The sequence below is a fragment of the Mobiluncus sp. genome, from assembly GCF_985070215.1.
On sequence record NZ_CFKZQR010000007.1, the window covers coordinates 37,211 to 55,314 of the forward strand.

Consider the following 18,104-nt stretch of genomic DNA (forward strand, 5'->3'; position numbering starts at 1 on the left):
TCTCCTTAATAGGCTTTATATCATTAAATTATCGAAGCATAGGAACGTTTTTGTTGTGGTTTTGTGTCATTTGATGTACCATAAACTCATGGGATATAATTTTTACACTATTGCTGATGTTGCTGACATGCTGAAGGTTTCTCACGGCGCAGTGCGTAACCTCATCAATAACGGAGAGCTCAAAGCTATCCAGATTGGCGGGCGCGGCCTCTGGCGCATCGAGGAATCTGCAATGGAGGAATATATCAAGGGACAATACGCCCAAAGCGAGGAAAAAATCGCTTCCGGGGCAGCCTTGGTGGACTAGCCCTTTCTTTCACAGCCCCCGCTTGATTAACCGCTCCTGGTTACACACCTGGCGGGGGTTGACGTTTTTTATTCCCAGTAGTGCTCCTCAACGCGGGCAAGAGACATAGAGAAGTCCAGACAGTGCAATGGCTTCATGGCGACCGTGATCGACAATATCCACAAAGTCCGCACCAACTCTCTCAATGTAGCCTTTCAAAGTCTGGTTGTGAGTGGTGAATTGGACTTCGCGGCGGGTGGCGGCAAACTCGCGCAGCTTCACTGTGCCTGGAATTCTCGCTTCAACCAAAGTGGGCCATTGCGGTACGGTCCCCAGGCCGGAAACTACTTCGATGGCCGAGTACCTTATGAAGATATCCATACGCAGCAAGCGCAGTATCAGCCAACTCGCTGCAGCATCAGCGACTTCACCACGCAGCGATTCCCCGTTGATGAGCCGAATCTCGACCGCAGTGCCCTTACTGGCTAATAAACGACCGGAGAGAGTCACCTCCGCCGCATCCGCCGCCGACAACTCAGTCGCTTCGGCTTGTCGCTGTGCGCGCAGCTTCGCCGCGAAATCAGCCGAGAGATCATCAAGATAATCGTCATGCTCCACGTCCTGTAGTCTAACTCACCCGCCGCAGCGGGAGAAGCAAAACATATTACTGGCTACCAAGAATGCTGTAAACAGCCTTAAAAAGCCGAATATTGACAAAGAAACGAAAAAAATCTTAGGATAAGGAATCAAACGCTATCAAACGTGCAATAACTAAATAAAACTTGCTAACAAAGGGAAATACTATGGAAACCGCACTTCTTGAACCCAATACTGCCGAAACCAATGACTCTGCCGAAGCGACTCGCCCTGCGCTCAGCACCTCTCCCGCGTCCTCAATATCCCTCCCTTCTGAGGTGAGCTCGCAGCCGATGACCACCGAAGTTACCGAAAATCTACTGATGGAGACCGAACGGGGATTCCAGCAGGAGGTCAAGCATCACGAGTCTGGCCAAAATGATCTGAAGCACGCCGCCGCACTCGTGACGAACCAGCCACTCCAGCCAGTAGTCGGTCCTGCCTTGAAACGCCGTCAGGTCGCCAAGCCGTCCTTGCGGAGTTTAGTCAAGGCAACTTATGCCCAAAGGGGCCAGACATGGCAATCGACAGCTCCGCAGCACCAAACGGAAAAATCCGGAAACATCGGGACGGACCCAGCCCCCGTAAGGCCCCAAGGGAAATCATTCATCGAGGATGTTCAACATTCCCCTCGAGTTTGGGCCGCTCAGATGGCTCGGTGCGGGCTAGAAATCATTGAGGGCATGCGCCCTTTGTCCCAAATGACTCGCTGGGCCTCGCCGCAGGCTTATCGCTACCTCGAACAGCACCGAAACGCTATTGGCTCCAAGCAAAAGCCACAACCGGGACTCATCGGAGGCAAGACACGCCGGGTGTCACCAGTGAGGGTGCTCAGCGCCCACAGCCGGGCTACCTCCGCGACCACTCACGAAGCGGTTGTCGTACTCAACGACGGCCAGCGGACTCGTGCCGCCGCGCTAACCTTAGAAAATCATGGCAATCAATGGATGATTGCCGCGATTCGCCTGGGCTAAACTGAGACCCTCAACCCCGCCGTTTTGCCGCACGACGCTGCGCTCTGTTGCCCTGCGGAGCTTGTTCAGTGGAGCCATCGCTGGAATAAGAGATTTGTGAGTTCATAGCCTGATGTCCGGTATCGCCCATAACCGTGCGATTAGCAGATACCGATTTCAGACCGGCCCTGCGCCCGGATTTCTTAAAGTTGCGGGCTTTCTTTTTTGCCGCGCTCTTAGAGAGAGGCGCTTTACTGTCCGGCGTCGGCTCTTCCGTTACTTCCGCCTGGCCTTCGCCAGCCTCCCCAGCTTCCTGAGCTGCGGCTTCAGCGCGCTCCAGGGCATCGACAAAGGCCTTGACGTACCCAAACACATTCTGGACAGTCTCTTCCTTAATACGTCCCATCATGGCGCTGAACATGAGGTAACCCTCAGTCTTATATTCCACCAGGGGGTTGCGCTGGCCCATCGCCCGCAGCCCGATGCCTTCCTTCAGGTAATCCATCTCGTACAGATGCTCACGCCACAGCCGATCCACCACCGAAAGCAGAACTCGCCGTTCCAACTCCTTCATCGGTTCATCGCCCAGCTGGGCTTGCGCAATGGGATTTTCCGCCAAAGACTTACCAGCTAGCTCATACTGCAACTTGGCGTCATCGACCAACTGTTCGGTGATGAAATCCGTGGTCAAAGCCGATTTACCGCCCACCGCGTTTTCCAAATCCTCCACCGAAAGCGACACCGGGTAGAGATTCTTTAGCCCCGCCCACAAGGTCTTCAAATCCCATTCGCTAGTATCGGGAAGGTCCGTGGCCTGCGCAACCGCATCCGCAATTGTGCCCTCGATGAAGGAGTCAACCGTGGCCGAGAGGTCCTCCCCACGCAGCACTCGTCCCCGTTCCCCGTAGACAGTTTCGCGCTGCTCAGTCATCACATCGTCGTACTTCAAAACATTCTTACGGATTTCCGCGTTACGCCCCTCCACCTGGGTTTGCGCCGAACGAATCGCGCCGGAAACCATCTTAAACTCCATGGGAATGTCCTCGGGCAGACTCGAACGCATCACGTTGCCGAGCCAGCCTTGGTTGGCAAAACGCATCAGCTCGTCTTCCATCGACAGGTAAAAGCGGGAGCGACCGGGGTCTCCTTGACGTCCCGCACGACCGCGCAGCTGGTTGTCGATACGGCGCGACTCGTGGCGTTCCGTGCCCAAGACGTAGAGTCCACCAAGTTCCACAACCTCGTCGTGTTCCTGAGCCACCTTGGCTTTGGCATCCTTCAAGGCTTGAGGCCAAGCAGCCTCGTATTCTTCAGAGTTTTCCTCCGGATCCAGCCCGCGGTCTTTCAAATCCTGTACCGCCAAGAATTCGGCGTTGCCGCCCAGCATAATATCGGTACCGCGCCCGGCCATGTTGGTCGCGACTGTGACCTGGCCCTTTCGGCCAGCCATCGCCACAACTGCAGCTTCACGTTCGTGCTGTTTCGCGTTCAACACCTGGTGGGGAATCTTCCGCTGGTTCAGCAAGTGCGAGAGGTATTCGGATTTCTCCACCGAGGTGGTGCCGACCAGGACAGGCTGACCGCGATGATAGTTTTCTTCGATGTCCTCAACGACCGCGTTGAATTTCGCTTCGGCGGTTTTGTACACCACGTCGTCTTTGTCCTCGCGAATCATGGGTTTGTGCGTGGGAATCGGCACCACGCCCATCTTGTAAACATCGTTAAATTCGGCGGCCTCAGTCTCAGCGGTACCGGTCATGCCGGCACGTGAACCCTTCGGGTAGAGACGCACGTAGTTCTGCAGAGTAATCGTGGCTAAAGTCTGGTTTTCAGCCTTAATTTCTACGCCTTCTTTAGCTTCAATCGCCTGGTGCATCCCTTCGTTGTAGCGCCTTCCGGGCAGGACACGCCCAGTGTGCTCATCAACAATCAGCACTTCCCCTTCCGGGGTGACAATGTAGTCTTTATCCAGCTTAAACAGCTCTTTAGCCTTGATGGCGTTATTCAAAAACCCAATCAGGGGCGTGTTGGCGACCTCATAGAGATTGTCGATACCCAGGTAGTCCTCAACTTTGTCAATGCCGGGTTCCAAGACCCCCACGGTGCGTTTCTTTTGGTCCACCTCGTAGTCTTCGCCAGGATGCAAATCCTGGACAATCTTGGCGAAGTCCGTGTACCAGTGGTTGACATCACCCTGGGCGGGACCGGAGATAATCAGGGGGGTACGGGCTTCGTCAATGAGGATGGAGTCCACCTCATCGACGATGATGTAGTTGTGTTCCCGCTGCACCAGGTCTTCGACTCGTTGCGCCATATTGTCGCGCAGGTAATCGAAACCGAACTCGTTGTTGGTGCCGTAAGTGATGTCGCAGTTGTACTGTTTGCGGCGTTCCTCGGGATCCATCTGAGCCATGATGATGCCGGTGCTCAGACCCAAGTAACGGTATACGCGTCCCATCAATTCGCCCTGGTAAGACGCCAGGTAATCGTTCACGGTGACGACGTGTACGCCTTTGCCGCTCAGCGCCCGCAGGTAGCAGGGCAGCGTGGCTACCAAAGTCTTGCCTTCACCGGTTTTCATTTCGGCAATGTTGCCCCAGTGCAAGGCCGCCCCGCCCATAATCTGTTCCCGGAAGTGACGCAGTCCGAGCACCCGATCGGAGGCTTCACGAACAGTTGCGAAAGCCTCAATCATAAGGTCGTCAAGTTTCTCGCCCTCTTCCAGGCGCTGCTTGAACTCGTCAGTCTTTGCTTTCAGTTCGCTATCGCTCAGCTCGCGGTATTCGTCTTCAAGCAGGTCCACCGCATCAGCTACTTTCACCAGCTTCTTGAGGACTTTACCTTCACCGATGCGCATGAACTTATCAAGTAAGGACACGTTTTGCCTTCCTTTTCAGGTCTATGGGATGGCCTTATGGGGCTATCCATTGAGGTCAAACAGCCTTTTATCTACGATTGTCAGGGGTTTGGCCCGACCGTGATGACTCAGCCTCGACCATTTTAGTTGAAAGCGCCTAGCTTCGCGAAAGCGAGGCGCGAAGCTCCGGTTCTTGGGGGCAGTTGCTTTGGCTCACCGGAGATAAATAAAGAGGGACCCTGGGACTGCGTCCCAGGGTCCGGCCTTAAACTTAGTCGTTCAGCTTGCAGGTTGCGTCTAGGCGAATCACGCCATAGGTCCAGCCTTTCCGGTGGTAAACCACCGCCGGCTGCGCGGTCTCGGAGTCAATGAACAGGTAGAACGGGTGGCCCACCAATTCCATCTCATCCAGGGCATCCTCAACACTCATAGCCCGGCTTTCGTGCAGTTTTTCACGCACAATAACGGGAGAATCACCCAACTGCTCCTCACGAGACTCACCCAGTTTCAAGGGCGGCTTAGCGACGGGAGCCTCAGCCGTTTCCGGAATCTGCACATCCAATTCCACGTCCGGTGGAATCTCGTATTTGCGGTGGTCCTTAGCCCGATCCCGAGCTCGGCGCAAACGCTCAAAAAGTTTTCCGGCGGCAATATCCACAGCGGCGTAGCGGTCTGACGAAGACGCCTCCGCCCGCACCACCGGCCCTTTGCCGAGAACAGTCAGTTCGATACGTTCCGCAGTATCAGCTTGTCGCGGATTCTTTTCATGCGTCAGTTCCACATCGACACGTTGCGTACGGGGAGCCAGCTGCTCCACTTTGGCCATTTTTTCCTCGATGTATTCCCGAAAATTCGGGTGGATTTCAGCATTACGTGCTTTCACGGTGATTTCCATGAGGGCCTCCTTAGGTTAGGAATTGGGTTCCAACTATCATTTGCTGGGACGGAGTGTTCGGTTCTCACCTCTTTCTCACACAGGTGCACTCCGGTGTGTCACCTGCGATTTTTGCATGTGCTTTATATTTTAGAGCACACCGCAAAGCCGTGCAGGACTTCCACTTACTTTTCGGAATTCTCCGGGGAAGATACTGGCATTTCGCGCCGTGATGAAGCGAAAACCAGCCCCGCGAGGACAGCTGCGTCTAAACCGGACAAAACGCGAATCATTTCTCTCAAAGTCGCCCCGGTGGCACTGACATCATCGATTATCAGCAGGCTCTTGCCGGCAAGTTCGCGTTTTGCCACCGCTGTACTGCCACGAACCTGCATTTTGCCGTGCCGATTCAAGTTGCGAGATTCCCACCCCAGGCCAGCTTGAGTCGTGGAGCCTGCCGCGAGTTCCAGGATTTCCAGCACTGACGCCTGACGACACAGTCCCGCTCGCACCAATCCCCGCGCCGCGCCCTGAGCGAATGCGGCAGCGACTTCAGAAGGATCACGGGGATGGGTGGAAGGGGCTGGGACTACGAAAACCTCCCGCCGGATTGTACCGTCAGTTCCAAATTTGTCCCTAGCTAGCAGGCCTTCTGACACCAAGCCCTGCACTGCCGATTGACCCGCCGCTGTGAAATACCGGCGTAGATCCCGCCGTTTATCATGCTTACCAGTCAAAACTACGCGCCGCATCGGGCCGTCATATTTGGCGATGGCAAATACTGGAACGTCTGTTACATTATCCTCGTCCTCAGCAATCTGCAGCGGGAACGGTCGTCCCAGCATCTGCGCCAGACAGGTGTCACAGATTTCTTCATCCCAAGCCCCGCAGCCAACGCATTCCGTGGGCAGCAATACCTTTCCCAGTTCACCTGCCGCGTCCCAGAAACCCGAGAAAACCACCATAGCGCGTTCCTTATCTGGCTATCCGGGGTAACTGGGATCGGCGACCCCGTTGAGGACTTGCTGCCAGTTCCTACCGGAACGCTTGTATAAATCGCCACCCGTAGTAATCAAATAAATCTGGTTTTCCTCCTCGCCGGCAGCCAAATCTACGGCGTTCTTAACCCCCGGCAAAGTTGATACCGGTCCAAAAAGCGGAGCAATCCGAACGGTAGTGCTATCTCCTGAACCGGTCAGCAGCACCAGGGAATCTCCTTGTAGCCATGCAATTGCGGGAACAACCTCGTTCCCAGCCTGCAACGTCACCGGAGCGGAAAAAGATTTCGGAGTGCCCGAGCCGTCCCGAATGACGACCGCGACACTCACAATGTCTGCCTGACCTACGTGACGTACGAAGGCAACCCGTGTTCCGTCCGGGCTAACGGTAAAAGCATGGACCGGGTCTCCGGTCTCCCACGGCACTTCCAAATTCGCCCTGGTTCCATCGGGACGCAACGCAATCACTTGGCGCGGATTAGCTGTATCCAGAGTCCAAATCCAACCGTTTCTATCGATGGAAGCAGCCAACAGCTCTCGACCGTTATACAGCTGCGTCACCGCACCGTGCCCCCACACATAAAGCCGGCGATAACTGGAATCTGTAAAAACGATTTCGTTGCCAGCGGTAGAAATAGCCGGATTCGTGATAACACCGGAAGCCACCACCCCAGCAGGCACCAGGACCTCGGTGGCTCCGGAGTTCAGACGCACCACGTTGCCGTCTTTGACCATAATGGGGAATTGCGGCGTGGTACTTTGCGTGATTGGATTCGTGTTCTCCAAAGGCACTTTACCGATGCTCAAACTGACGGTAGAGATTCCCGAAACATCGCGCAGTGTCGATTCTATCTGCCAATACGCCAAGTTAATCGTGGTGGGATCGCTGAAAGCATCCGGGATATTTAAAGACACGTTAGCGACACCGTCAAAAACATCTACCGCTCCCCCTGCCAAAGTGCTGCCGGCGGGGAAAGCAGAACGAACCGCCCCTTTAAAGCCAGCTTGCGGCCCTGCCAAGAGCGCATTAACCAGGTAGGTAGGCAGCCGTCGACGCGGATACCAGCGCAGATCCGGGACCAAAGCTCCCGCATCGTTGGTGAGGAAGTACACGGGAGCCGAAGCGTAAATCGAGCTGAAAGCCGATTGGGAAAGCATCACTCCGTCCTCCAAAGCGGCGATACGCCACTGATTGTCGGCGGGCTTCACCAGGGAAAACACGGTACGAACTCTCTCGGAGGGACCTGCCACGGTATAGTTTCCATGCTCGTCGACGCTTCCGAGCGCGCGAGCGGTCACTTCAACAGAGCCATCTCCCAGTTGACGAGTCTCCAGCGCGGAATCCGTATCGAAAATTTCGACTTGGACATCGGGGCGCCAGTCTATCGCCGCTTTGGGAGCGAGGAAGGAACGTGCCACGGTGAAGTCATCGGAATATCCCGCCGAACAGGCACGAATAAAACCGGTCACAATCTGTTCCACAGTTGCGTTCGGGACGGGCCCGGGGGCGCTCAAGCCTAGCAGCGGCTGATTCATGCCGACCCGTACTTCGGAATCATTGACGGGACCGGCAGTTGGCAACGCGGCACAACCGACCAGGCTGAGAGCAGAAATGCCCCCGAGGACAGCGCCCCACCACCGAGTTCGATTTTTGTTTAACATGGCTACACCTCCCCATTTTTCCCCAGAGCGTCCGACACGTTCGCTGGTGTTATTGCTTTTTCCGGCGCAGGCTGAGGAGGAACGTAACTATCCAAGGTAGGTTCCACATAGTCAGTAATATCCAGAGGCGAAGGGCCAATCTCCATATCGTGACGCCGTGGCAGGGTCAGCAAGAAAGACGAGCCATAGCCGGTTTTGCCCCATGCCTGCAGAGTGCCCCCAGACAGGCGAGCATCCTCCAAAGAGATGGCTAAGCCCAACCCGGTACCGCCCGTGGTCCGCGCTCGTGCCGGGTCAGCACGATAGAAACGATCAAACACTCGGCTGGTCACTTCCGGTGACATCCCCACCCCGTGATCAGAAACCCGCAGAGCCACGGCGGTTTCGCTGGAATCGGTAGTAATTACTACGGGATTTCCTTCGGAGTGCTCAATGGCGTTAACCAGCAAATTTCGCACGATACGGGTCACTCGGCGGGTATCAAGCTCCGCTGCGCAGGGGTACTTTGGCGGGTTAAAAATGACCCGGCACCCCACCTGTTCAGCCAAAGTGGCGTTATCCTCCACAACTTGCTCAACGAGCTTGTTCAGGTTCACCATCTCAAAATCAAGCCGGGCGGATCCGGAGTCAATACGCGAAATTTCAAGCAAATCCGCCAGCATGGCGTCGAATCGATCAATCTGGTCATGCAGCAGTTCCGCGCTTCGCAGCGCGGCAGGGTCGAGTTCTTCGCGGGCATCATAGATGACGTCATCGGCAATCCGCATCGTGGTCAGCGGAGTGCGCAGCTCGTGGGACACATCGGAGACAAAACGCTGCTGCAGCCGGGACATCTGACCCAAAGTATCAATCTTGGACTGCAAGGAATCCGCCATTTTATTGAAGGAATCAGCCAGTTGCGCGGTTTCATCCTGGCCTTGTGAGAGTACGCGTGCGTTCAAATCCCCAGCTGCCAAACGTTCCGCCGTGCGCACCGTGCGGCGCACCGGCACCAGCACGGAATAAACCACTACCCAGGTCATGCCCGCCACCAGCACCAGCACAGCGAGGCCGCCGCCGCCTAAAACCCCCATCACCAGGTTTATTGCCGCCTGTTCGTCAGCCAGGGAGTACACCAGGTAAAGTTCGTGAGCCCCCGCTAAGGGCAGGCTCACAGCAGTCCCTACCGCAATACCGGGATGCCGCTTGCCTTGTGCGTCCGTAATCTCAATAGACTGCCAATGCTGGCCGGTCTTTTGCTGTACCGCCTCACGCAGTTGGGAAGTAATGACTTCCCGCATGTTTTGGGTAGCGATTTCGTTAATCACAAAGGAGGAGGTTTCGCTGGGGTTGCGCAAAATCAGCACGGCGGGGGCGCTAGAACCGGAAGTGAGGGTGGAGATTGAGGTGACTACGTCCTGAGCGAGGGACTGTACCTGTTCCACAGTCGAGGCCGGAGCCTGGTCGAAACGATTTTGCGCCGTCCTCGCTTGGGTGGCAGCCTCCTCCAACACCTGATTCAGCCGCTCTTGAAAGATGCCGTTTTTGATGGCTGTGGAAGCATAAATCCCTACCGCGAACAGAATCACGAACGTTGCGACCAGCATGATACTAGCCATTCGCAGAGCCAACGAACGCCGAAGCCGTTTTGGAACCCAGGTAGCTTGCGTAACGCCAACTAAATAGCGGGTGGCGCTACCGAAGAATTGCGAGATTCTTCGCTGCCGGCGAGTCCGGCGAAACACCGTGTATTGCGAGGAACTCACTGAGGTTCAGTCCCGATTCGATAGCCCACCCCACGGACTGTAAGAACCACAGTAGGATTATCCGGGTCAAGTTCTACCTTGGCGCGCAACCGCTGGACATGCACGTTGACCAGACGGGTGTCGGAAGCGTGGCGCAGCCCCCAGACCTGCTCCAGCAATTCTTCGCGGGAAAACACCCGCCCGGGCTTTGTGGCTAGGGCAACCAAGAGGTCATACTCTAGCGGGGTGAGGTTTAAAGGCTTTCCGTCCCGGCTCACCTCGTGAGATGCCAGATTAATTTCCACCCCCGCAGCTTTCAGAATGTCATGTTCGGCCGCTTCTAGGTTGCGCAGCCGCGCGGCGACTCGCGCCAGCAGTTCTTTGGGTTTGAAAGGCTTAGGAATGTAGTCGTCAGCACCGGCTTCCAACCCCGCGACCACATCAGTGGTGTCGGATTTTGCGGTCAACATGATGATGGGCACATTTGAGAATTCACGGATTCTACGGCAAATTTCGATACCATCCATTCCTGGCAGCATCAGGTCGAGCAGCAGCAAGTCTGGTTCAACTTCCCGGAACTTATCCACGGCTTTTGCGCCGTCGGCACAAAAACTTGGTTCATAGGCGGATGATTCCAGAATAATGCCAATCATCTCGCTTAGGGCTTGGTCATCATCTACTACCAGGATTTTTGCACTCATACTCCTATTTTGTCACGATTTCACAATTTGCGGGAAGACCCGCAGAGGAGCTTGGCATTGCTATAGAGTTTTTCGGTTTAAACGAGCGCATCTGCGCGGTGTCGTGGCAATATTAAGTGAACCAGTTATTGGAAAGGCATTATGAGCGACAACTCTTACCTCAATCAGAGTACCCCCCCGGAGAACAGCCGTGGTAATGTTCCCCAGACGCCGGGTCAGGGCAGCCCGGTGCCGCCGGAACCTTCATTTACGCCTCCCCCCACGCCCGCCCCAGGCAGTTTCAACACGGGCTCGTGGACACTGACCCCGGAGGACAGCACCGGTAAGCCGGAGTCCCTCCCGAATCCTCTTCCGTCCGGATACCCCGCCGCGGCCGCCCCGCAAGCCTCCGCCCCCAACTTTGGAACGAGCAGTACAAACAGTTTCAACGGCACACACACGGCAAACAGTACCGGATTCGACCCTTATGGTTTGAACTATCAGCAGGTCCAGCCCGGAATTATTCCGCTGCGTCCGCTGAAACTTGGGGATATTTACAATGGAGCATTCTCCGCGATTCGCCAGGCTCCTTCTGTCATGTTCGGTCTGGTTTTGGCTCTCTGGGCAGGACTTGGCGGGTTGATGGGAGTGCTGCTTTATTTCCTCGCTCCTGACCTCAATACCTACCTGGCTAACGACTTCGATTTTGACGGCACGGAAGCCACGGTGGACAGTTTTCTGGAATTTACCGAATCAACGATACTCATTGGTGTCATCACCGGTCTGCTCCAACTATTTATCGTCTTTCTGACTTTGGCAATTTGTGTGGCCGGATTGGGACCCTTGATTCTGGGACGCCGCCCCACGGTAGCCGATGCGTGGCAAACTTTGAAAAGCCACCTCTGGGGCATCATCGGCTATTCTTTGTTGCTCATCTTAGGGTCAGCCCTGTTGCTAGGGCTGGGCCTGCTTCCGCTGGGCGGGCTTATCCTGATCAACATCAAAGATTTCGGGGCCTCTCTGGGCTTGTTGGGTCTTACTTTCCTCACCCTCATTGCCGTTGCCGTATTTTCCACCTGGATCTACGTAAAACTTGTTTTTGCTATCCCCACTGCCATCATGGAAGATATCGGCATCGTCCCCGCTTTGAAACGCTCCTGGACGCTGACCAAAGGCAGCTTCTGGAAGATTTTTGGCGTCGTCTTACTAACTTCCCTCATAGTTTCGTTCCTGGCCAACGGATTGAACACAGTGATTGGCTTGATTCTCTCCGCAGTGCTACTGATAAACCAGAATGTAACGATAGTAATGACTATCTCCGCCTTTTTGGGCACCATCATTACCGGACTGACCATGCCGTTCTACGGGGCAGTTTTAGGTCTGCTCTATATCGATACGCGGATGCGCCGTGAAGGTCTGGCGGTAAGTCTGCTCCAGGCGGTCCAGCAGGGCTGACGAACGGTACCACAGAAGGGATTCTCGGGTAGGTATGCTGAACATTTCGACGCAATTGGAGGGCTTGCGGCTCCATCACGTTGATTTGTGCTGCCTAGTGTTCTCTGACGTGTCGGACCGGGAGGGGCGCGACACACTCGAAGAGGAACTGTCCAAACCGATTTACCAGGAACGACCCTCCCTGCTGAAAAAAATCGTGGAGTGGTTTGCCGACACTTTTTCGTCCGCAAACGTCAATCCCGTCTTGCCTTCTTGGCTGTGGCTCATTGCCGCCTTAGTCGTAGCTATGCTGGTCATCATCATCATGATTTTGTTTTCGGGTAACTGGAAGTTCCGGGAACAGGTCAAGCCGACTCTCACTGATGATGCTGCGGTTTTCGAGGATAACCGCAGCGCGGTGCAATATCTGGCAGCAGCCAAAAATGCCCTCTCCCGCGGGGACTACTCCACGGCTTTCTTGGAACAATTTCGCCATCTGCTGCGTCTTTGTGAAGCCAACGAACTGTTGGTAATCACCCCCGGACTCACCGCTGGGGAAGGCAGTGCTGCCTTGAGCCGCGTGATTCCTTCAGAATCAGAGGAATTAGCTTGGGCGGCCGGCGTGTTTAACGCACTGCGGTATGGGCGACGGCAGTCGGACAACACCCAGGTGCAAAGATTGATTGCCCTGGATTCCCGCCTAGAATCTTTCGTTTCGCACTCCCGCACCCGTGTTAACCCCACAGATTCACCACGGGACGCGCTGATACAGGCGGGAGGTGCGCTCCAGTGAGCAGTACGACTCCACCTACAGCCACACCGCGCATCTCGGAAGCAATTCTTCGGGGCCGCTGGGTCATCGGCGGTCTGGTGTTGCTGGCAGTTTTTTCTTTCCTCAGCGCCGTGCTGCGTACCCCCACCGACGAAATCAGTCTTTCTATCCGCAACCCAAAAAGCAGCGGGGCGATGGCTCTGGCCGAAGTGCTTCGCCACGAGGGCGTGCTGGTCGGTGAGGCATATTCCGTACGTGACCTGGAGTCCTATAGTTCCAAGGACACTGTTGTCATCACCAATACCAATGAAATCGACGATGCCACCCTGCGAGAAATCCTGCACACACCCACAAACCTTTTGGTTATAGGGACTTTGGCACAAGGGAAACGTTTCGACCCCTATGTGGAATCCGCGCCAACGGGTTCTCCCAAGGAAATCAGTGCTCAGTGCGATTTTCCTGGTGCGAAAGCAGCCCGAACGATTTCTTCAACTCGTGGTTCACTCCGCCCTTTGCGGCAGCCCGAAACCGCGTGTTTTCCGATTGAGGATAACGCTTTCGCGTACGTATCGTTCAAACGTCCTGAAGGCTTCCGCTTAGCCTTGCTTTCCGAGGACAGCCTGGCGCGCAACGACACTATCACCGAGGCCGGCAATGCTGCTTTGCTGTTGAATCTGTTGGGTTCCAGCCCCCGGGTCGGTTGGGTCAACGGCACCACGTTCCAGCAGGGTTTTGACGAAAACGGTGAGGCTCAGCCTCTGTTACCCGATTTCTTCCTCATTGCCCTAGTGTATTTATTCGTGGCAGCTTTCGTGTTTACGTTGGCACAAGGGCGTCGCTTGGGTCGTGTGGTTCCCGAAGAGTTACCGGTCGTGGTGCATGGCGCCGAGGCAGTTTACGGTCGCGGGCGCCTCTACGAAAAATCCGGGGCCGTCTCGGTAGCCGCCCACAAGGCTCGGGAGTACACGGCTCGACGTTTAGGTGCCGCTTTGCATATTCCGACCCCGACGACCCCAACTGTCATGGTGCGAGAAGTGTCGCGATACACCGGGGTTGGCGAATCTCAGGTCTATGACCTCCTCTACGGTGAGGTGTCCGCCACCGCTCGCGGGTTGGGAAACCTATTGCACGACTTATACCTTCTGACCAAAACAAATCCGCGAAAGGAAAGCTAAATGGATATGCAAGATCCGACTTTGCGCAAGCTCATCGCGTTGCGTACCGAAATCAACAAGGTGGTGAAAGGCCAAGATGCGGTGGTAACCGGGCTGGTAATCGCGTTGTTGGCGGAAGGGCACGTGCTCCTGGAAGGCGTTCCCGGAGTCGCCAAGACCCTGCTGGTGCGGACTTTGGCAAAGTCGCTGGACCTGAGCCACAAGCGGGTGCAGTTCACCCCGGATTTGATGCCCGGCGACTTGACCGGTTCGCTGATTTTTAATGCTCAAGAGTCTTCGTTTACTTTCCGAGAAGGTCCCGTTTTCACAAACTTACTGCTGGCGGATGAAATTAACCGCACCCCTCCGAAAACTCAAGCTGCCTTGCTGGAAGCCATGGAGGAACACCAAGTCACTACCGATGGGGTGAGCCGCGCTTTGCCGGAACCGTTTACGGTCATCGCAACCCAGAACCCGGTGGAATACGAAGGCACCTATCCCCTGCCCGAAGCTCAGCTGGACCGGTTTTTGCTGAAACTAGACGTGCCTCTCCCGACACGGGAAACGGAGTTGGAGGTTTTGCAGCTGCATTTGAGTGGCTTCAACACTCACGACCTCGACGCCGCGGGAGTGAACGTGGCTGCCAACGCGGCAGACATAGCGGCGGCTCGCCAGGCCGTCAAGGAAGTCAAGGCCAGCAGTGAGGTGTTGGGCTACATAGTCGACCTTGTGCGAGCCACTCGCGCGTTACCGCAAGTGGAGTTGGGAGTGTCGCCCCGTGGCGCGACGGCCCTGCTGTCGACTTCCCAGGCTTGGGCATGGCTGTCCGGACGCGACTACGTCACCCCAGACGATGTCAAGTCCCTGGTCCTGCCCACATTCCGCCACCGTCTCCGGCTGCGTCCCGAAGCCGAAATGGAAGGCGTCAACGCCAAGACCGTCCTGGACAGCGTCCTGGCTACCACTCCGGTACCGCGCTAAACGCAGCATAACCCGGTTTCCACCATCGAAGAGTTATAGAGGGGAGGCGAAATGGCAGTTTCCAAACGCCTGGCGTTCTTGATCGCGCTGGGTATTCCGCTGGTGCTGCTGACTCACTGGAACTCTGGCGCCTTTTTCTGGCTGCTGGTGTGCCTGCTGGTGTGGCTGTTTGACGTCATCGCCGCGCCCAGTCCCCGCCACCTCGCGATAACGCGCTCCCTGCCCCACACACTGCGTCAACGCACCGAAACGCCCTACACCGTGAGCGTGAAAAATCCCACCAAACGTAAATTCCGCGCTCAGATACGCGACGCGTGGCCGCCTTCGCTCCAAGCCCTGCCACGCCAGCAGCGTCTAACACTGGACGCACAAAGCTCGACCACTTTGCAGGCCAGTTTTACTCCGCAACGCAAAGGCACTCTGCGTAGCGATGCCGTTACCGTACGCTCTTATGGGCCCCTGGGGCTGGGAGCCCGCCAGTTTTCTGCCCCCATCGTGCAGGAAGTGAAAGTGCTGCCGGAGTTTCGCAGCGCCAAGTACCTGCCCTCGCGCCTGAAAACGTTACGCCGTTTGGAGGGCAACTCCCTGGTCATGCAACGCGGGCAAGGCTCGGAGTTCGATTCCCTGCGGGAATACGTCCCCGGCGACGACGTGCGCGATATCGAGTGGCATTCTTCCGCAAGGTTGCGCACTCCGGTGGTAAAGACTTGGCGCCCCGAGCGCGACCGCAACGTCATCATCTGCTTGGATTCCTCGCGCAGCGCTGCGGTGCGGCTCGATAAATACCCCCGGCTGGATGCCTCTATGGAGGCGGCCCTGCTGCTCGGAGCATTGGCTGGCAGCGCCGGGGATCGGGTACACCTTATCGCGTTCGACAATCAGATTCGTTTCCATATTCAACCGGATCGAGGTGTCGGACTCATCACCGAGATGGCGCAGGCCTTGGCCGATTTGCAGGTTTCACTCACCGAAGCGAACTGGTCTGGACTGAGCCACACTTTGCTCTCCGGATTGCGGCAACGTTCTCTGGTTGTGATTTTGACAGGTTTGGAAGGCGGGGCGGAACGGTCCGGCTTGATGCCGATGGTAGAAGCGCTGTCCTCCCGACATCACGTGCTGGTGGCGAACTCTTTGGATCCCGAGTTGACCCGTTTGGCTCAACTGCCTGGCCAATGGAATCTCCATGATGCCAAGCAGTCGCTGAGTCGGTTCAATCCCGCGGACGCTTTCCTGGCGGCAGCGGCGATGGCGGAGTTGAACGAACACGAGGAAGCGGGGAATCTGCTGCCTCTGTTGGGGGGACATTTGTTGAACGCCACCCCTGAAAAGCTGCCTCCCAACTTGGCAGATGCCTACATTTCGTTAAAACGCCGCGGGCAGATTTGAGACGCGGTTTACCAGTATGGGTCGATATCTTCGGGATGTTTGCCGATGAGCTGGGAAGATTCCTCCAGCACCACTCCGTGAATGAGAGAACGCAGATCATCCGTGGAGCGAGCACGCTGCTCCAGGGGACGGCGATACACCACTACCTGGGCGGGCAAACTTTTGCCTGGGTCAGCGCCGAAACCTCTGCCCAAGACCACTGACTCGCTCTCCCAAGGTGCCGGGTCCGAAGGCGGAACGTCCTCCACCCCGTACTGAATAGCAGCTAGTTCTGGACAAGCCGCCACTAGGGAGCGAACTTCCTGAATGACCAGTTCATCAAAGGTTTCTCGACGAGTTCGGTAACGCGGCAGCATCGCTGGAACCAATACTCCACGATTGCCCCGGCCATGTCGATCGCGGCAAACATAGGCACGCCGCAGCCGCGGCCCGCTGCTGACATCCCAGCAAATCTCGCCGCCCAAATCCAAGACACGAACCCGGTTGGTTCCAGTTTTTTCACTCATTGCTCCTAGCTTATCCCGCGGCGGCACTCGGGTCGAGGATGTCCCGTACAAATCGCCGCGAACGCCCAAGTCAAGCTCTCAATCCTGGCTCTTTCCCGGCTCGGAATCGGCGTTAACAAGCGAGCCTGACTGCATCTGGCACTGGTCGGCAGTATGCTGAGAAAGTGACTTATACGCGCCGTTGTTCCAAACCGAGCTGCCCTAATCCGGCGGTGGCGACGATGACTTTTGACTATCGGGAGCGCAGCGCAATCGTTGGCCCACTCTCTGCCCATCGGAATCCTGGAGCATACGATTTTTGCCGTGAACACGCCGAAAAACTAACGGCGCCACGGGGATGGGAGGTCGTCCATTTGACGAATTCCTTTACACCCCCGCCGCCCAACGATGAGGAACTGATGGCTTTGGCCAACGCGGTGAAAGCAGCGGCGCAAAATCCCACCCCCCGCCAAACTGTGCATCCCGAAGGCTATCGCGGCCCCTTGGGAAGGGAACCTCAGCCCGGGTGGGGGGATAGCGCGCCCGGAACGCCCGATACCGCCGGGAAACGCCACGGTCACCTGACTTTAGTGCCGCCCCCGAAACAAGTCAGCTAAAACATTAGACCGGCCAACTTAGCTGTTGACCGGTCTAATTGTGATTCGTTCACAAGTGAATGTAGGTGTGCGCGTCAGGGCCTTCTTTGTCCCGGAAACGCTTCCACGAGGCGTGAATTTCTTTCTCCGCTTCAATTCGACCAACCCAGTTAGCGCCTTCCACCGACTTGCCAGGTTCCAGGTCTTTGTAAACTTCAAAGAAGTGCTGAATTTCGAGGCGATGGAACTCCGAAACATCCTCGAGCTCGGTACGCCACGCGGCTCGCTGGTCAGTAGCGGGGACGCACAAGACTTTGTCGTCGCCACCGTGTTCGTCAGTCATGCGGAACATTCCCAGCGCCCGGCACTTGATGACACATCCGGGGAACGTTGGTTCTTCCAAAAGGACCAAGGCATCGAGCGGGTCTCCATCCATCCCTAAAGAGTCATCAATGAAACCGTAGTCATCAGGGTAGCGTGTAGAGGTGAACAGCATTCGATCCAAAACAATCCGACCTGTCTCGTGATCGACTTCGTACTTATTGCGATTCCCCTTTGGAATCTCAATGGTCACATTGAACGTCAAAAAATCTTCAGCCATTATTTTCTTCGGCATCCTTACTTTT

General features: G+C 56.1%; 17 protein-coding genes. 8 read left to right on the plus strand and 9 right to left on the minus strand.

Annotated features, from left to right (window positions below):
* Positions 1-88 precede the first annotated feature (88 nt).
* Positions 89-307: a helix-turn-helix domain-containing protein gene (locus tag AC5LBQ_RS02650; RefSeq protein WP_282922157.1), complete on the plus strand. Its 219-nt coding sequence runs from the start codon at positions 89-91 to the stop codon at positions 305-307.
* A gap of 87 nt (positions 308-394) precedes the next feature.
* Here AC5LBQ_RS02650 and AC5LBQ_RS02655 read toward each other — a convergent pair whose 3' ends face one another.
* On the minus strand, positions 395-904 hold the full coding sequence (locus AC5LBQ_RS02655) for a hypothetical protein (RefSeq protein ID WP_493264547.1): 510 nt from the start codon (positions 902-904) through the stop codon (positions 395-397).
* A 185-nt stretch (positions 905-1,089) separates the two neighbouring features.
* On the opposite strand from AC5LBQ_RS02655, the gene AC5LBQ_RS02660 reads away from it, so the two are divergent.
* Positions 1,090-1,896, plus strand: a complete 807-nt coding sequence (locus AC5LBQ_RS02660; protein WP_493264548.1) for an Rv3235 family protein — start codon at positions 1,090-1,092, stop codon at positions 1,894-1,896.
* Between the two features lie 10 nt (positions 1,897-1,906).
* Here AC5LBQ_RS02660 and secA read toward each other — a convergent pair whose 3' ends face one another.
* The 6 genes from secA to mtrA form a co-directional block, all read right to left on the minus strand.
* A complete protein-coding gene (gene secA, locus AC5LBQ_RS02665; RefSeq protein ID WP_491680933.1) occupies positions 1,907-4,753 on the minus strand; it encodes a preprotein translocase subunit SecA in 2,847 nt (948 codons plus the stop codon).
* A gap of 250 nt (positions 4,754-5,003) precedes the next feature.
* Positions 5,004-5,627, minus strand: a complete 624-nt coding sequence (gene hpf, locus AC5LBQ_RS02670) for a ribosome hibernation-promoting factor, HPF/YfiA family (RefSeq protein ID WP_282922161.1) — start codon at positions 5,625-5,627, stop codon at positions 5,004-5,006.
* Positions 5,628-5,791: 164 nt separating this feature from the next.
* Positions 5,792-6,571 carry a ComF family protein gene (locus AC5LBQ_RS02675; RefSeq protein WP_295026447.1) on the minus strand — a complete coding sequence of 260 codons (780 nt, stop codon included), beginning with the start codon at positions 6,569-6,571 and terminating at the stop codon, positions 5,792-5,794.
* 18 nt (positions 6,572-6,589) lie between these two features.
* Positions 6,590-8,266 carry an LpqB family beta-propeller domain-containing protein gene (locus tag AC5LBQ_RS02680; RefSeq protein WP_307741866.1) on the minus strand — a complete coding sequence of 559 codons (1,677 nt, stop codon included), beginning with the start codon at positions 8,264-8,266 and terminating at the stop codon, positions 6,590-6,592.
* A gap of 2 nt (positions 8,267-8,268) precedes the next feature.
* Positions 8,269-9,960 (minus strand): MtrAB system histidine kinase MtrB, encoded by a 1,692-nt coding sequence (gene mtrB / locus AC5LBQ_RS02685; RefSeq protein ID WP_374043454.1) that lies wholly within the window; start codon positions 9,958-9,960, stop codon positions 8,269-8,271.
* A gap of 47 nt (positions 9,961-10,007) precedes the next feature.
* A complete protein-coding gene (gene mtrA / locus AC5LBQ_RS02690; protein ID WP_282922165.1) occupies positions 10,008-10,691 on the minus strand; it encodes an MtrAB system response regulator MtrA in 684 nt (227 codons plus the stop codon).
* Between the two features lie 141 nt (positions 10,692-10,832).
* On the opposite strand from mtrA, the gene AC5LBQ_RS02695 reads away from it, so the two are divergent.
* From AC5LBQ_RS02695 to AC5LBQ_RS02715, 5 genes are read left to right on the plus strand one after another with little or no spacing between them, the layout of a single operon-like run.
* Complete coding sequence (locus AC5LBQ_RS02695; RefSeq protein ID WP_493264549.1) at positions 10,833-12,125, plus strand: hypothetical protein; 1,293 nt, start codon at positions 10,833-10,835, stop codon at positions 12,123-12,125.
* Between the two features lie 34 nt (positions 12,126-12,159).
* On the plus strand, positions 12,160-12,897 hold the full coding sequence (locus tag AC5LBQ_RS02700; protein ID WP_493264550.1) for a DUF4129 domain-containing protein: 738 nt from the start codon (positions 12,160-12,162) through the stop codon (positions 12,895-12,897).
* The gene (locus AC5LBQ_RS02705; RefSeq protein ID WP_493264551.1) at positions 12,894-14,051 is read left to right on the plus strand and encodes a DUF4350 domain-containing protein; all 1,158 of its coding nucleotides are present in this window, start codon (positions 12,894-12,896) and stop codon (positions 14,049-14,051) included. The genes AC5LBQ_RS02700 and AC5LBQ_RS02705 overlap by 4 nt, the downstream gene beginning before the upstream one ends.
* On the plus strand, positions 14,052-15,011 hold the full coding sequence (locus AC5LBQ_RS02710; RefSeq protein WP_493264552.1) for an AAA family ATPase: 960 nt from the start codon (positions 14,052-14,054) through the stop codon (positions 15,009-15,011).
* A 51-nt stretch (positions 15,012-15,062) separates the two neighbouring features.
* The gene (locus AC5LBQ_RS02715) at positions 15,063-16,397 is read left to right on the plus strand and encodes a DUF58 domain-containing protein (RefSeq protein ID WP_295026434.1); all 1,335 of its coding nucleotides are present in this window, start codon (positions 15,063-15,065) and stop codon (positions 16,395-16,397) included.
* Between the two features lie 8 nt (positions 16,398-16,405).
* Here the strand turns inward: AC5LBQ_RS02715 and AC5LBQ_RS02720 are convergent, their stop codons facing one another.
* Entirely contained in the window at positions 16,406-16,903 is a 498-nt protein-coding gene (locus tag AC5LBQ_RS02720) for a metallopeptidase family protein (RefSeq protein WP_297346100.1), read from the minus strand.
* Positions 16,904-17,067: 164 nt separating this feature from the next.
* Between AC5LBQ_RS02720 and AC5LBQ_RS02725 the strand changes: the two genes are divergently transcribed.
* Positions 17,068-17,499, plus strand: coding sequence for a DUF3499 domain-containing protein (locus AC5LBQ_RS02725; protein WP_295026431.1), 432 nt, complete (start codon positions 17,068-17,070; stop codon positions 17,497-17,499).
* Between the two features lie 49 nt (positions 17,500-17,548).
* Here the strand turns inward: AC5LBQ_RS02725 and AC5LBQ_RS02730 are convergent, their stop codons facing one another.
* Positions 17,549-18,064, minus strand: coding sequence for an inorganic diphosphatase (locus AC5LBQ_RS02730; RefSeq protein ID WP_295026601.1), 516 nt, complete (start codon positions 18,062-18,064; stop codon positions 17,549-17,551).
* Positions 18,065-18,104 lie beyond the last annotated feature (40 nt).